The sequence below is a fragment of the Frankia sp. CgKIO3 genome, from assembly GCF_977946435.1.
In genome coordinates this window covers 1-14,264 of sequence record NZ_CDWTMO010000112.1, presented here as the reverse complement: position 1 = coordinate 14,264, position 14,264 = coordinate 1, and the positions used below count along the sequence as shown (strand labels likewise).

The following is a 14,264-nucleotide window of genomic DNA, read 5'->3' as shown; positions in this document are numbered from 1 at the left end:
CCCCCGGTCCAAGTTTCCCGCCCGCCGGGGGTTGCCGGGGTGCGCGGGGGCGCAGGGATTGCCGGGCGGCCGGGCGGTCCCGGTGACTACCGGTCCTCGTGGCTACCGGTCCCCGTGACTACCGGTCCCCGTCGCGACAGGCCGGTCATATCGCCAAGATCCGGTCGTGACGGGTGATCTGTGTCGCTACCGGTAGCTGCTATTGATGTCCGAGAGTTGCGGCACTGCAGCGTTATGCACGTATCGTGACCAACATGCGCCCAGATTCGGCGCAACTCGTACTTGTCACTACGGTTTGTAGTTCGCTACGGTTGCGAGGTATCAACAGCTCCGGGCCGACGCCGAGTTCTGCCCACGGTCCGGAGCTCCCTCCGAGAGACCTTGGGCAGAAGCGGGGGAACCACGTTCCTCCGGGTGGCTCGTTGCGGGCCGCCCTTGGGGTTAAGCCGTTACGCGCACGCCGCGGAAACGGCCGGGCTTCCCGGCCCGAACCCGACAGCTAACCTCGCAGGCGTACGGGAAGGACTCGACGTTGCCTGTGTTTCAGGAACGCTCGGCTCCGGTCTTCTGGACCGTGACGCCGTTCGGCGCGACCCGCGGTGCGTCCCCGCCATATTGGGCGCCGTTCTCGCCCTGACGTCTTCGCGAGAACGTGCCATCCGGTCGGTGCCCGTACCGGCCGATCGCGCTGACGCGCGATACCACCAGCTCGGCTGAAAGCCACCTGACCTCGTCATCCGTGGTCGGCTGACCCCTGCCGTCCACCGGGCCCGCCAGGCCCGGAACGGAATGACCGCGGCCGCCTGCCGGGCTGCTCAGCCCATCGACCCCGGAATCCTCAGGGTGCGTCGATCGGTCGTCCCCGGACGGACCCTCGGCGCACCGGGGGACCGGCACTGGGTGCTGCTCTTCTCCAGCGCGGTCGTCTCCGCTCGCCCTCCTTCGAGCGGCATCCCTCCCCTCGATCACTAGTCTGTGCTCGACGACACCGAAATGAGATGTCAAAGAAATGGCCAAGGGAAAGCATCGGAAAAATTCCACCCGGACCCGGGGCGCCGTTGTCGCCGCCGTCGGTGTGATCGGCGCCGGCGCCGGCATGCTCGCCACCGCGAGCCCGGCCAGGGCTGCCACCACGGTCCCCGATGTGACGATCGCCAGCGCGGCCGCGAACGCGGGACTGCCCGGCTGCCGCGGCGTCCCGCTGGCCACCTGGGTCGAGGTGGCTCTTGCGGAGTCCGGCGGCAACCCCTACGCCCACGCCACCTCCGGCGAGGACTCGCGCGGCCTGTGGCAGATCAACATGCGGGCCCACGCCGGCTGGGTGGGTAACCGCAACCTCTACGACCCAACCGTCAACGCCTGGGCGGCGAAGAAGGTCTGTGAAGGCCAGGGCATCACCGCCTGGAGCGCCTACACCAAGGGCATGCACTACCGCTACCTGGCCCGGGGACAGGCAGCGGCGGCGGCCGTCTCGCGCGGCGCACGGTTCACGAACGTCTCCTACTCCTCGCTGGCTGCCCCGGCGCGTGCGGCTGCCCCGGCGCGTGCGGCCGTGGTGGCGCCTGCGGCCCGCTACCCGTCGCTGGCCATCGGCCTCAGGTTCCACCTCGACGTCCACCAGATCCAGAAGAGGCTAGCCAGCCTTGGCTACCCGATCAGCGTGGATGGGAAGTTCGGGTACCAGACCAACCACATGGTCAAGGACTTCCAGCTGAAGCACGGTCTGGTGGTCGACGGGATCGTCGGGCCGCAGACGCGGGCGAAGCTCGGGATCTGACCCTGATCGAGGCCCGCCGACCGGGCGCCGGCGCTGTCGGGCGGTGTTCCCGACCCGCCCGAGAGCGCTGCTCGATATCCGCATGCACCGGATGACTACCCGGGGTGAGCTGGGGGTATTCAGCCACCGGGCCAGCACCGGGCCGGGAGATGGCACCGGCCTGGGCGGGACCAGCCGGCCCGCACGGGAAAACCGAAACGGGGGCCCGATCGATGAGAGCCACGATGCTCGACGACTACCTATCTGAGGCGAGTCCGAACGCATCTTCCGCGACCGGGGCCGGCCTCCTGTTCGCGGTCCTGGGACCGCTGGAGGTGCGGCGATCCTCGGGTGAGCAGGTCCGCATCGACCAGCGCAAGAAGCGCATCCTGCTGCTGACCCTGCTGCTGCACGCCGGCCAGTGGGTGAGTGTGGACGGGATGCGGCTCGCGCTCTGGCAGGATGCCCCGCCGCGCTCCGCTGGGGGCAACATCAAGACTTATCTCTCGGAGCTGCGGCACACCCTCGGGCCGCCCCTGGGCACGCCCGGAGCCGGGGGGAACGGCCCCGGGCGCATCGAGAGCCGGCCGGGGGAGTACCGCCTGGTCGTCGCGCCCGGTGAGATCGACGCTAAGCGGTTCGAATCGGCCGCTGAGCAGGGCCGCGCCGCCGTGCGTGCCGGCTCACCGGAACGCGCCGCCGGGTTTTTCGAAGGTGCCCTCGCGCTGTGGCGGGGGGACGCGTTCGACGAGCTCCCGGCGGAGATCGCAGGCGCGGAGGTCCTCCGGCTGGAGGAGGCTCGCTGGGCGGTGTGCGAGGACCTGATCGACGCCCGCCTGGCCCTCAGCGAGTACGATCGGGTGCTGCCGACCCTGCGGGCGCTCACGGTCGAACATCCGACCCGGGAACGTCTCTGGGCCCAACTGATCCTCGCGTTGGAACACACCGGCCGGCGGGCCGAGGCACTGGCCGAGTACCAGACGGTCTACCGGCGGCTGGTGACCGAACTCGGGATCGAGCCCGGTGTCGAACTGCGGCGTGCCCATCAGCATGTACTGAATCCGGACTCGTGGATCACCTGATACCACGGCCGTTCCGGCCGAGTCGTGCGGCGGCCGAGTCGTGCGGCGGCCGAGTTATGGGGACCTGAGCACGGTCCAGGGACCGCAGACCGTGCTCAGGTCCCCCAAATTCACCACCGGAGGTCAGCTGAACCGCCAGTGAACCCGGCGGGGGAATTTCAACCAGACGGGCCGGACCAGCTGGCCGGCGCCCGCGCCACGGGCGCGGCGCCGTCGTGTATCGCCACCGGTGCGCGTCGCAAGGGTGCGCGTCACAGCGCGGGCGCGCGGAAACCGCTGAGGAGAAGACGATGAAGGCTACCTACCTCCCCCCGCGACTGGAGGATGCCGGCAGCTTCGCCGCAGTGACGAACGGCCGCTGGGGCTGGGGGCGTGACTATTTCTGGCGGCGTTTTGCGTGACGGCGGCCGGGGTGGCGGTGGTCCCGATTCCGTCCTGCTGGTTTCTGGTGCTGGCCGACCGTGATCCCGTCGTGCGTCCGCCGGGGGTCCGTCGCATGCTGCGGTACGCCTCCGGGCGGCCGTGGATCGTCGGCAACTGGCCGGACGACGCCATGGTCAGTGCCGTCGCCGGGCGCTCGCGACTGGCCCTGATCGGGTGTGCCGCGACCAACGCGCGACAGCTCCTGCGGCTGCTTCTCTCGGCCCGTGACGTGCATGCTCTCGACCTCGCGCGCGCGGTGGCCGGCGACTACCACGTGATCGCCGACATCGACGGCCACCGTCGTATCCAGGGCAGCCCGACGGGAACCCGGCGGGTCTTCACCGCCCGGCTGGGCAGCCAGCTGGTCGCCGCCGACCGCGCCGACGTGCTCGCCCGGCTCACGGGCGCCCCGCTGAACCGGGCGGCGCTGGCTCTGTCGCCGCTCGACCCGTCACCGCCCCATCCGCTCGACGACCTGGTGCTCTGGGAGTCGATCGACGCGCTGCCCCCGGATCACTACCTTCTCGTCGGCCCTGACGAGAAGGCGACTGTCCTGCGGTGGTGGCGTCGACCGGCACCGGTGCGGTCCCGTGCGGAGGGGGCGCCGACCCTGCGGGCGGCTCTCGCCGAGGCCGTGGCGGCGCGGGTCGCCGGCGGCGGGACGGTGAGCTGTGATCTGTCGGGTGGGCTGGACTCCACCTCGGTGTGCTGCCTGGCCGCGCGCGGCCCCGCCGACGTGGTCGCGCTCACCGGGATCGCCCGCGATCCCGGTGACGACGACGCCCAGTGGGCCGCGCGGGCCGCGGCCACGCTCCCCGGCGTCACGCGCGAGGTCCTGCCCGCCGCCGGGCTTCCCCTCGTCTACGACGGCATTGCCGACGCCGACGAACCGCTCGACCGGCCGTTCGTCGGCATCGTCGACCGGGCGAAGCTGCGCGCGGGTCTTGACCGGGTCGCGCTGTACGGGCCGCGGGTGCACCTCACCGGGTTCGGTGGCGACGAGGTCGCCTATGGCTGTCCCGCCTACCTCCCCCGGTTGTTGCGCCGCCGGCCCTGGCGGGCGCTGCACGACCTGCGCGGACACCGAGCGCAGGAGGGCTGGCCGCGGATGGCGTGTCTGCGGATGATGTGGCCGCGCGGCTACCGGGACTGCCTCGCCGACATGGCCGATGCGCTCGACCAGGCCCGCCGCGCCACGGTCGACCAGGCCCACCGTCCGGCCGGTTCCTCCGGTTCCTCCGGTTTCGGCCGATCCCACCCGGGCGTCCTGGCCCCGCTCGACTGGGCCTTTCCGCCTGTGGTCCCGGGTTGGCTCACGCCGGCGGCCCTCGACCTGCTGGCCGGAGCGTTCGCGGAGGCCGCCCGGCGCGCCTGGCCGCTGGCCGAGACCCGGGACGGCCACGCCGATCTCTTCGCCATCCGCGCCGGCGCGGCGGTGTTCCGGCTGTTCGACCAGCTCGCCGATCCGGTCGGCCCGCCGCTCGCCGCCCCCTTCCTCGACGATCGGGTGGTCCGGGCGGCGCTGGCGGTGCGGCCCGAGGAGCGCACCGGTCCGTGGGAGTACAAACCGTTGTTGAAGGAGGCCATGCGCCGGGTGGTGCCGCAGGAATGCCTGCGCCGCGAGACCAAGGCGGATCAGGGCCTGCGCGCCAGCCAGGACGTCCTGGTGAAGCTGTGCGATGACAGCCCGTTGGCCGATCTCGGCCTGATCGAGCCGGACGCGCTGCGCCAGGCGTGCCGATCTTCGTCCGTACCTGGTCATCGCCACCAGGCGCTGCAACCGACGTTCGCGGTGGACGCGTGGCTGCGGGTGCTCGCGAGCCGGCGGAGCCCTGACTGCGCTACCGGAGATAGTGAGTGAGCTACCGGAGGAGTGAGTGATCATGGTGACGCTGCGGCCTGACGTAGTGTGGGCGCCGACCGAGTACGGAGCGGTGCTCCTCCATATCGACAACGGCCGGTACTGGACCCTCAACCCCTCGGGTGCCCTGGTGCTGCGGACCCTGCTCGACGGCGGCGACACGGCAGCCGCCGCCCGCGGGCTGTGTGAGGCCAGCGAGGTTGACCCGGAGACGGCGCGCCGCGACGTGGAGGGTCTGCTCGCCCAACTCGCGGACGTGGGCCTCATCGAGGCTGAGCCCGAACCCCGATGGTCACCCGAGACCGAGGCGGTCTGCGATCCTCGGGCGCAGGCCCGGTGACCGCGCCGATGGTGGTCGAGCGGCCGGAGGCGAAACCGTCCCTCGCTCGTCGGCTCGGCGCGCTGGTCGCCGTGGGGATCGCGCGGGTGCTCGCGACCCAGTCGCCGGCCCGCATCTGCCGGGTGCTCACGGAGGTGGGCGCGGGCGCCCGCCCGGCCGACTATGACACCGCGCTCGCCGCCCGGCAGGCGGTGACAGCCGTGAGCCTCACCTGCCGCGGCGCGCGGGGCTGCGTTCCCCGCTCGATAGCGACCGCCCTGCTGTGCCGGTTGACCGGAACGTTCCCGACGTGGCGTGTGGGGGTGCGCACCATCGCGCCGTTCGCCGCGCACGCGTGGGTCGAGGCGGACGGAGTGATCGTGGGGGAGTCGATGCCGGCCGGCTACCTGCGGCCGCTGCTCAGCGTCGGTCCGGGAACGGGAACCGGGCCGCGTCGCGCGGGCGGGCTTCGTGGGAGTGGCGGGCTTCGCGGAAGGGGCGTGCCTCGTGACGAGGGCGTACGTCGTTGAGGGGGAGGGCCAGGGAGTTGCCCGGGGGCCCGCGTTGCGGGGCGTCGCGGAACTCTGGGCGCTGCTGCGCGGCCGTCGCGGGGCGGTGGCGATCGCCACGGCGCTGACCGTGGTCGGCACCGCCGTCGGGGTGCTCCAACCGCTGCTCGTGATGCGGGTGATCGACGCTGCGCAGGCGGGGGGTATTCCCGGCTGGCTCATCGGGGCGCTGCTGGGTCTGTTCGTCGGCCAGGCGATGATCGACACCGCCGGGCACTACCTGCTCGAGCGCGTCGGCCAGGGCGTCCTGCTCGGCCTGCGCACCAGCCTGATCGGCCACCTGCTGCGGCTGCGCATGCGGGTGTTCGACACGCGGCGGATCGGGGATCTGATCTCCCGCGCGAATACCGACACGACCGTGGTGCGGGAGGCGGTGGCGTACAGCTTCACCTCCCTGGTCACCAGCGTGATCGGCGTCGTCGGCGCCGTCGCCCTGATGATCTGGTTGAACCCCTGGCTGTTCCTGCTCGTGCTCGGGGTGGTGGCGGTGGCCGGGGTCGTGGTACTCGGCGCGCTGTCCCGGATCAGGACGGTGTCCGAACGCGGGCAGGCCAGCGTCGGCGGCATGACCGCCGACCTGGAGCGCGCCCTCACCGCGATCCGTACCGTGCGGGCGAACCGCGCCGAGGGGCGGGAGGCCGCGCGCATCGGCGACCACGCCGCGGCCGCATACCAGGCCGGCATCCGGATGGCGAAGCTGGACTCGATCATCGCCCCCGCGATGCAGCTCGCGGTGCAGGGAAGCGTGCTGGTCGTGCTCCTGGTCGGCGGGATCCTGGTGGCGCGCGGTTCGGCCTCGCTCGGCAGCCTGGTCGCCTTCCTGCTGTATGCCACCTACCTGGTGATGCCGTTGTCGCAGATCATCGAGGCGGCGGCGACCATCCAGCGGGGGATGGGGGCGCTGTCGCGGGTCAACGCGGTGTTCGCGCTGCCCCGGGAGGGCGACGACGAGCCGGTGCACGGTCCGCTGCGCCCCGTGGCGGCCGCGGCCCCCGGCGGGACGCGCCCGCCGGCACCGTTGTCACCCTCACCCTCGTCACGAGTGTCATCCTTGTCCTTGTCACGCAGGGAGCCGCCGAATCCGCAGGTGCCGTCGATCGAGTTCCGTGACGTCTGGTTCGGCTACGCGGAGACGCCGGTGCTGCGCGGGGTGTCGTTCACGGTGCCGTCCCGCGGGCACGTCGCGCTGGTCGGGCCGTCCGGTGCCGGCAAGTCCACCATCCTGGAGCTCGTCGAGCGCTTCTACGAGCCGGACGCCGGAATGATCCTCTTCGCCGGCCACGACGTCCGCGCGATGCCCCGCGCGACCGCCCGCGGGTGGGTCGGGCTGGTCGAGCAGAACACCCCGGTGCTGCACGGCAGCCTGCGGGACAACATCACCTACGCGGCGCCGGAGGCGACCGAGGAGCAGATCACCGCGGTCCTGGCCACGGCGGGGCTGCGGGACTTCACCGACCGGCTGCCCGAGCGGCTCCGGACCCCGGTTGGTGATCATGGTGTGCTGCTCTCCGGCGGGGAACGGCAGCGGGTCGCGATCGCCCGCGCGCTGATCGCTCAGCCCGCGGTGCTGCTCCTGGACGAGCCCACGGCCCAGCTGGACAGCGTCAACGAGCAGGCGCTCACCCGCGCGATGCGCCGGATCGCCGCCAAGCGGGCACTGCTGGTCATTGCCCACCGGATCTCCACGGTGCGGGCTGCGGATCTCATCCTCGTGCTGAACGAGGGCCGCGTGGTCGCGCAGGGCCCGCACGAGGAGCTGATGGCGACCAGCGCGTTCTACCGCGGCCTCGCCACGGGCCTGCCGGCCGGTCCCGCCAGCCCCGCCGGGCCGGTCAGCCCGCCAGGGCGCGGGCGAGCAGGGACCGCAGGGCCTCCCGCCCCGGTGGGGTGAGCGCCCCGAGCACGCTCTCCTCGACGCCGTGACCTGCCCTCAGGGCGTTTCCGGGGGAGCCAGGGCGGACTTGCGGATCTTGCCCATCGAGTTGCGGGGGAGCTCGGTCACCAGGTGGATCTCCCGGGGCCGCTTGTGGATGGACAGCTCCCGCGCCACGAAGTCGATGAGCGCCTCGCTCGCCGTCGTCTCGCTCGCCGTCTCGCTCGGTGTCCCGCCCGCCGCACCGGCCAGGCCGGGGGCGATGACGAAGGCGGCGATGCGCTGCCCGAGGTCGTCGTCCGGCAGCCCGACGACGGCGGCCTCGCGCACGGCCGGGTGGGCCAGCAGCACGGCCTCGACCTCGCCCGCGCCCACCCGGTAACCGCCGCTCTTGATGAGGTCGGTGGATCGGCGCCCGACGATTCGGTGGTGGCCGTCCGGGGCGACGACCGCGGCGTCGCCGGTGCGGAACCAGCCGTCCGCGGTGAACGACGCGGCGGTGGCCTCCGGGCGCCCCAGGTACCCGTCGAACAGGGTGGAACCGCGGACCTGCAGCTCGCCGATGCTCTCCCCGTCCGCGGGCAGCTCGGCCCCCGTCTCGTCGTCTACGAGCCGGGTCCGCACTCCCGGCAGGGTGGTGCCGACCCAGCCCGCCCGGCGCTCCCCGTCCGCTCGGGCGCTGATAGTGATCAACGTCTCGGTCATCCCGTACCGTTCGATCGGGGCGAGGCCGGTGAGGCCGGCGAGCCGGTCGATCACCGGCCTCGGCAGGGGGGCACTGCCCGAGACGAGCAGCCGGGCCGAGGCCAGGGCGCGAGCGGTGGTCGGATCGTCGCAGACCCGGGACCACACGGTCGGCACGCCGAAGTACAGGGTCCCCCCGGCCGCCGCGTACGCCGTCGGGGTCGGGCGGACGGTGTGGATCAACCGGCTGCCGGCCCGCAGCGCCCCGAGCACACCCAGGACCAGGCCGTGGACGTGGAACAGCGGCAGTCCGTGCACGAGCGTGTCCTCGGGCGTCCAGGCCCAGGCGTCGGCGAGGGCGTCCAGATCGGCGGCGATGGCCGGGGCGGACAGCACCACGCCCTTGGGGGCTCCGGTCGTCCCGGAGGTGTAGAGGATGAGCGCCGGTCCGGTCCCCCCGGACCCGGACCCGGACCCGGACGTGGACCCGGACGTGGACCCGGCAGCCCCCGACCGTGCGGTGAGATCGACCGGCACGGTGGGGATCGTGAGGTCGTCCCAGGCGGGGCTGCCGAGCAGCAGGGCGGCGCCCGAGTCGCGCAGGATGTGACCGCGTTCACGCGGCCCGGAGTCGGGCGGCACGGGTACCGCCGGCACCCCGGCGAGCAGGCAGCCGACGACCGAGAGGACGGTGGCCATCGTCGCCTCGGCGTGCACGGCCACCGCCGGCGCGCCGGCCACCCGACCGGCGACGACGGACGCGGCCGCGAAGAGCTCGGCGCGGGTGAACTCGACCTCCCCGACCTGGACGGCGGGGCCGTCGTGCTCGACGGCTGGCAGTGGGAACAGCGTCACTCCGTCATAATCCCATGGCTGAACCCATCGACGCTCAGCTCCGCCCAGACCGCCGCCGAGGTGCTGTGCGCGTCGATTCACAGCCGGAGCATCGAACCACCAGTCGCCTCCGGGGGGAGTGTCGCTTTCAGGCGACAGGGGAATCCGGTACGGACTGTAACGGTTATGCCGGCCATGCTGATATAGTCGGTGGCGTGGGGTGGTGGGTGACGACGGGCGCGGGCGGGGCCTACAACCTTGGCTATCACGTCGTCTGGTGCCCCAAATATCGCAGGCCGGTACTCGTCGGCCCGGTCCGTGACCGGCTGGACGCGCTGCTGCGCGAGAAGTGCGCCGAGCACGACTGGCCGGTCGTCGCGCTGGAGATCGCACCTGACCACGTGCACCTGTTCGTGAAGGCTCATCCAAAGCACGCCCCGTCGTACATCGCCAACCAGGTGAAGGGCTTCACGTCCCACGTGCTGCGCGCCGAGTTCGCGCACCTGCGGTCCCGGCTGCCCACCCTGTGGTCGCGGTCGTACTTCGTCGCCACTGTCGGCGCGGTCTCCGCCGACACGGTCCGGCGGTACATCGACACGCAGAACGAACGGCCGTGGCGGCCGGTAGCCGCCCGGTGAGACGGACCTTCAGGTTCCAGCTCCGCCCGACCGGCCACCAGACAGCCGCCTTGGGCGCGATGCTCGACGACCACCGGGCGCTCTACAACGCCGCCCTTCAGGAACGCCGCGACGCCTACCGGCATCCGAGCCGGACGACGGTCCGCTACGGCAATCCCCGGTTCGCCGGGCGGGCGGCGGGCAGGCTGGCCGCCGCGCAGCGGGACCTGTCCCGCAAGCAGCGCGGCTCGAAGCGGCGCCGCAAGGCCGTCGCGCGGGTCGCGGCGCAACACTGCGCCGTCGTCCGGCAGCGTCTCGACCTCGCCCACAAGACCGCGCTCGGGCTGGTCCGCGACCACGACCTGATCGCCGTGGAGAACCTGAACATCAAGGGCATGACCCGCCGGATCATGCCCAGGCCCGACCCGGAGACGCCCGGTGTCTTCCTGTCGAACGGGCAGGCCGCCAAGACGGGGCTGAACAAGAGCATCCTCGATGCGGGATGGGGGGTGTTCCTCACCGTGCTGCACGCCAAGGCTGAAAGCGCCGGACGGGCCGTCGTCGGGGTGCCACCCGCCAATACGTCCCGTACCTGCGCCGAATGTGGCCACTGCGCCGCCGGGAACCGCAGAACACAGGCCGCGTTTGTCTGTCAGGCATGCGGCCACAGCGCGCACGCCGACGTCAACGCGGCTACCAACATCCTCAGGGCCGGGCTGGCCCTTCAGGCAGCGCAAGCTGCCTGAGAAGCCGGCGCCTTTAGACGTCGGAGTAGTCACGCGGAGGATCTTGCCCCGAAGATCCCGCACGGGCCCGACCCGGAGCCGTTCGTCGCGGGGATCCGGCGGTTCGCCGACGCCGGGTTCACCGAAGTCGCCCTGCTCCAGATCGGTCCAGATCAGGGCGGCTTCTGCGACTTCTACGAACGCGTCCTCAGGCCGGCGCTGGCCGCCTTGTGACCCGAGGTCCGGTGACCCGAGGGCCCCGGGGGTAGACCGGTCACCGCATCAGCGCCGCTCCAGTTCCGTGGGCCGGTCCGGTTCCGTGGGCCGGCCCAGTTCTGCAAGCCACTGGTGGAGGACTGCGGCGGTGGAGGCGGCGTGTTCGTTCATCATCGTCTGGTGATTGCCGGCGGCGTCGAGCCTTTCGTGCTCCATCACCCAGTCGGTCACTCAGGCCTGGCCCTCCCCGTCAGGGTTCTCGGCGACCGCTTGCTGGGGCATGCGCTCCATCGCCCGGACGAGGACGACCGGCGCGTCGACGGTGGTCGGCCGCCAGCCCTCGAACAGGTCCAGGTAGGCGCTCTGCGCGGTGACCTGTGCCTCCGTCATCAGCGCGAAGGCCTGGTCGTTGAGGGCGACGCCGCGAAGCTCCTCCTGGATGTCGCCCTCGGGGATGCGGTCCCCGGGTAGCCACGTGTCGAGCAGCACCACCGCCCCGGGCGGATCCCGCGGGCCTCCAGCCGGGCCGCGATCGCATGTGCCAGCCAGCCGCCCGAGGAGTAACCCGCGAGCACGATGGGGATCTCGTCGAACGCCCGGGCGATGGTCTCGGCATGCAGGTCAACGACGAGATCCGCGGTGGCCGGAAGCAGCTCCCCGTCGCCGAATCCGGGATGCGGCAGCGCGTACACGTCCCGCCGGCCATGCAGGTGCAGGGCAAGGCGGGCGAAGTTGTGCGGTCCCGACGGGGCGATCATCGAGGGCAGGCAGACGATGGTGGGCCTGGCCGGACCCGAGGCGAGTCTCACCGGCGCGGCGGGCGCGCCGAAGGCCTCGACGGTGCGGAAGACGGGCCTGAGCCGGGCGGCGGCCCGCAGGACACCGACGCCCTCGGCGAACTTGCCGTCCGTGCACGCCTGTCGGTACAGCTCGCGCACGCCGATCGGCGCGACCTGCGTCCCGGCCCGCGCGGGGGGCCTGCCGGGCACGATGTCCGGGTGCCGCTGGGTGCCGCTGGGTGCCGCTGGGTGCCGCTGGGTGCCGCTGGGTGCCGCTGGGTGGCGAGGGCGTCGAGGGCGTCGAGATGGCGGATGAGCTCGCAGACCGTCGGATGCTCGAAGACAACGGGCGTGGCCAGGGTGAGGCCGGTGGCGGCGGCCAGTCGGCGGCCAGTCGGCGGCTGAGCTGCACCGAGGCCAGTGAGTCGAAGCCGAGTTCGAGGAAGCGGCGCTGTGGGTCCACGTCGTCGGGCGACGGGTGCCCGAGGATGGCCGCGACCTCCGCCCGCACGAGGTCGAACAGCGCGCGGGCGCGGGCGGGCCCGGGCAGCGTCCCGTAGTCCACTCGGGCGGGGGGCGCGTCGGTGCCGGTCGGCTCGGCGTCCCCCTCGGGTCCGGCCGTCGTGGACCGGCTCCATAGATCGTCGAAGAAATGCCCAGGGCGGGCGGCGGTGAAGGGTGGGAGGAAGCGCTCCCAGTCGACGTCGGCGACGGTGAGCGCGGCCTGCCCGCCCGCGACCGCCCGGGTGAGCGCGGTGACCGCTGCGTCGGGGGGCAGCGGGGTCAGGCCACGGCGGCCCAGGTAGTCACGGAACGTGGCCTCGGCGCCCATTCCGGCGTCGGCCCACGGGCCGAATGCGACAGAGGTGGCGGCGAGACCGAGCGCGCGCCGCCGCGCGGCGAGGGCGTCGAGGTAGGCGTTGCCCGCGCTGTAAGCGGACTGGCCGCCACTGCCCCAGGTCGCCGACACCGACGAGAACAGGACGAAGGCCTCCAGCCTGGTGCCGTCGATCCCGTCGATCCCGTCGATCCCGTCGATCCCGTCGATCCCGTCGAGTAGCCGGTCGAGGCCGGCGGCGCCGGCGACCTTCCCGGCCACGACCTCCGCGAACTCCCCGAGATCGAGTTTGTGCAGGGCGGTCACCTGTCCCATGACACCGGCCGCGTGTACGACGGCGGACACCGGCAGGCCCGCCTTGGCCAGTCTCCGCAGCAGAGCGGCGAGCTGTTCGTGCTCTCCCACGTCGCAGGCCTCGATGATCGCCTCGGCGCCGAGGGCGGCGAGTTCGGCGCGTAGTTCCTCCGCCCCCGGAGCCGCGGGGCCACGGCGGCTGACGAGGACGATCCGGCGCGCACCGTCGCGGGCGAGCCGGCGGGCGGCATGCGCGCCGAGGGCGCCGGCGCCACCGGTGATCAGGACCGTGCCGTGGGGCCGCCACGCTGGTGGGACGGTGTCGGCTGGTAGGACGGTGTCGGCCCTGACGAGGCGGGGTACCAACAGCCCGGTGGCACGGGCGGCGAGCTGGTCCTCGCCGCCGGGGGCGGTGAGGGCGGAGCCGAACCACGCCAGCGTCTGATCGTCGAGGTCGGTCGAGATGTCGATCAGACCGCCCCAGGTGCTGGGGTCCTCCAGAGCGAGGGTGCGGCCGAGTCCCCACATCATGGCCTGGTCCGGGGCGGTGACGGGGTCGTCGGGACCGGTGGTGACCGCGCCGCGGGTGACGCACCACAGCGGTGCGGGCACGTCGAGGTTGTGCAGCGCCTGGACGAGCGGGACGGTGAGGGCGAGCCCGGTGGTCAGTGCCGGATGGATGCGGTGCGGCGTGTCGTCGAGGGCGAGCAGGGACAGGACGCCGCGTACCGCCTGCACCGTCTTCTTCCCGATCTTCTTCCCGGCGAGGCCGCCGCCCGACGGCGGCATGGCGTTCGACAGCAGTACGGCGTTCGACAGCAGCGCCGCGACCCGGGCGCGGTCGGCGTCGTCGCCGGTGAGGGTGAGGGTGACGGCCGTGCCGCCGAGGCGTTCGATGATCTAGCAGAGGCGGGAGAGCATGTCCTCGTCAACGCCGGCGGCCGGGGTCAGCACCGGCCACACGCCGGACAGCGGTGGCGCCGCGGTGGCCTGGGCCGTCACGGCGGTGGTGACGTCCGCGGAGTCCAGGGGCCGCCACTCGGTGCGGTAGGACCAGCCGTCCGGGCCTGCCGCGCGGGCCGTCCCGACGGTCGGGCTACGGGGCGCGGGGACGGCGGTGGTCCCGTCGAGCCAGTAGCGCCTGCGCTGGAACGGGTAGGTGGGCAGCTCCCGGTGCCGGGCGCCGCGTCCTCGGTACAGGGCGCGCCAGTCGACGTCGACGCCGTGGACGTGCAGTTCGGCCAGGGCAGTGAGGAGGGCGTCGGGTTCGGGGCGGCCGGCACGGGACGCCGCCGCGGCCACCGTGTCGCGGGCGTCGCGGGTGTTCTGGGCGTCCCGGGTGCTCTGGGTACTCTCGGTGCTCTGGGCGTCGGCGTCTGGGCTTGTTTTCCGCA

14 protein-coding genes, 1 pseudogene and 1 riboswitch are annotated in these 14,264 nt (G+C 72.7%); of the genes and pseudogenes, 9 read left to right on the top strand and 6 right to left on the bottom strand.

The window, feature by feature from the left end; translation table 11 throughout:
* Positions 1 to 374 precede the first annotated feature (374 nt).
* Positions 375 to 528: riboswitch (cyclic di-AMP (ydaO/yuaA leader) on the top strand.
* A gap of 481 nt (positions 529 to 1,009) precedes the next feature.
* The 7 genes from AC08OJ_RS13450 to AC08OJ_RS13420 all read left to right on the top strand — a co-directional run bounded on the left by AC08OJ_RS13450 (position 1,010) and on the right by AC08OJ_RS13420 (position 7,901).
* Positions 1,010 to 1,777 carry a peptidoglycan-binding protein gene (locus AC08OJ_RS13450; protein ID WP_476593202.1) on the top strand — a complete coding sequence of 256 codons (768 nt, stop codon included), beginning with the start codon at positions 1,010 to 1,012 and terminating at the stop codon, positions 1,775 to 1,777.
* 224 nt (positions 1,778 to 2,001) lie between these two features.
* Positions 2,002 to 2,838, top strand: coding sequence for an AfsR/SARP family transcriptional regulator (locus AC08OJ_RS13445; RefSeq protein WP_476595895.1), 837 nt, complete (start codon positions 2,002 to 2,004; stop codon positions 2,836 to 2,838).
* Positions 2,839 to 3,128: 290 nt separating this feature from the next.
* The gene (locus AC08OJ_RS13440; RefSeq protein WP_476593204.1) at positions 3,129 to 3,239 is read left to right on the top strand and encodes a lasso RiPP family leader peptide-containing protein; all 111 of its coding nucleotides are present in this window, start codon (positions 3,129 to 3,131) and stop codon (positions 3,237 to 3,239) included.
* Positions 3,236 to 5,122 (top strand): asparagine synthase-related protein, encoded by a 1,887-nt coding sequence (locus AC08OJ_RS13435; protein WP_476593205.1) that lies wholly within the window; start codon positions 3,236 to 3,238, stop codon positions 5,120 to 5,122. Before AC08OJ_RS13440 ends, AC08OJ_RS13435 begins: the two co-directional genes overlap by 4 nt.
* 22 nt (positions 5,123 to 5,144) lie before the next feature.
* Positions 5,145 to 5,462: a lasso peptide biosynthesis PqqD family chaperone gene (locus AC08OJ_RS13430; protein ID WP_476595894.1), complete on the top strand. Its 318-nt coding sequence runs from the start codon at positions 5,145 to 5,147 to the stop codon at positions 5,460 to 5,462.
* Positions 5,459 to 5,971, top strand: a complete 513-nt coding sequence (locus AC08OJ_RS13425) for a lasso peptide biosynthesis B2 protein (RefSeq protein ID WP_462186037.1) — start codon at positions 5,459 to 5,461, stop codon at positions 5,969 to 5,971. Before AC08OJ_RS13430 ends, AC08OJ_RS13425 begins: the two co-directional genes overlap by 4 nt.
* A complete protein-coding gene (locus tag AC08OJ_RS13420; RefSeq protein WP_476593207.1) occupies positions 5,949 to 7,901 on the top strand; it encodes an ABC transporter ATP-binding protein in 1,953 nt (650 codons plus the stop codon). Before AC08OJ_RS13425 ends, AC08OJ_RS13420 begins: the two co-directional genes overlap by 23 nt.
* Before the next feature lie 39 nt (positions 7,902 to 7,940).
* On the opposite strand, the gene AC08OJ_RS13415 is transcribed toward AC08OJ_RS13420, so the two are convergent.
* Positions 7,941 to 9,422 carry an acyl-CoA synthetase gene (locus AC08OJ_RS13415; RefSeq protein WP_476595893.1) on the bottom strand — a complete coding sequence of 494 codons (1,482 nt, stop codon included), beginning with the start codon at positions 9,420 to 9,422 and terminating at the stop codon, positions 7,941 to 7,943.
* 194 nt (positions 9,423 to 9,616) lie between these two features.
* Here AC08OJ_RS13415 and tnpA point away from each other — a divergent pair, with 194 nt between their 5' ends.
* Both tnpA and AC08OJ_RS13405 read left to right on the top strand, forming a co-directional pair.
* A complete protein-coding gene (gene tnpA / locus AC08OJ_RS13410) occupies positions 9,617 to 10,039 on the top strand; it encodes an IS200/IS605 family transposase (protein WP_476595892.1) in 423 nt (140 codons plus the stop codon).
* A complete protein-coding gene (locus tag AC08OJ_RS13405) occupies positions 10,036 to 10,764 on the top strand; it encodes an RNA-guided endonuclease InsQ/TnpB family protein (protein ID WP_476593210.1) in 729 nt (242 codons plus the stop codon). Before tnpA ends, AC08OJ_RS13405 begins: the two co-directional genes overlap by 4 nt.
* Before the next feature lie 261 nt (positions 10,765 to 11,025).
* Here the strand turns inward: AC08OJ_RS13405 and AC08OJ_RS13400 are convergent, their stop codons facing one another.
* From AC08OJ_RS13400 to AC08OJ_RS13380, 5 genes and pseudogenes are all read right to left on the bottom strand, one after another.
* Positions 11,026 to 11,190, bottom strand: a complete 165-nt coding sequence (locus AC08OJ_RS13400) for a hypothetical protein (RefSeq protein ID WP_476595891.1) — start codon at positions 11,188 to 11,190, stop codon at positions 11,026 to 11,028.
* A complete protein-coding gene (locus AC08OJ_RS13395; protein WP_476595896.1) occupies positions 11,191 to 11,451 on the bottom strand; it encodes an alpha/beta hydrolase family protein in 261 nt (86 codons plus the stop codon).
* Positions 11,349 to 11,717, bottom strand: a complete 369-nt coding sequence (locus AC08OJ_RS13390; protein ID WP_476595890.1) for an alpha/beta fold hydrolase — start codon at positions 11,715 to 11,717, stop codon at positions 11,349 to 11,351. Before AC08OJ_RS13390 ends, AC08OJ_RS13395 begins: the two co-directional genes overlap by 103 nt.
* A 421-nt stretch (positions 11,718 to 12,138) precedes the next feature.
* Positions 12,139 to 13,398, bottom strand: a pseudogene (locus tag AC08OJ_RS13385) (beta-ketoacyl reductase); the annotation flags it as partial.
* 372 nt (positions 13,399 to 13,770) lie between these two features.
* The coding region (locus tag AC08OJ_RS13380; RefSeq protein ID WP_476595889.1) for a hypothetical protein at positions 13,771 to 14,264 on the bottom strand (494 nt) is incomplete at its 5' end.

Excerpts from the sequence above, each read along its gene's own strand:
- AC08OJ_RS13450 (WP_476593202.1), top strand. The coding sequence starts at position 1,010 with ATGGCCAAGGGAAAGCATCGGAAAAATTCCACCCGGACCCGGGGCGCC.
- AC08OJ_RS13445 (WP_476595895.1), top strand. The coding sequence starts at position 2,002 with ATGCTCGACGACTACCTATCTGAGGCGAGTCCGAACGCATCTTCCGCG.
- AC08OJ_RS13440 (WP_476593204.1), top strand. The coding sequence starts at position 3,129 with ATGAAGGCTACCTACCTCCCCCCGCGACTGGAGGATGCCGGCAGCTTC.
- AC08OJ_RS13430 (WP_476595894.1), top strand. The coding sequence starts at position 5,145 with ATGGTGACGCTGCGGCCTGACGTAGTGTGGGCGCCGACCGAGTACGGA.
- AC08OJ_RS13390 (WP_476595890.1), bottom strand. The coding sequence starts at position 11,717 with ATGATCGCCCCGTCGGGACCGCACAACTTCGCCCGCCTTGCCCTGCAC.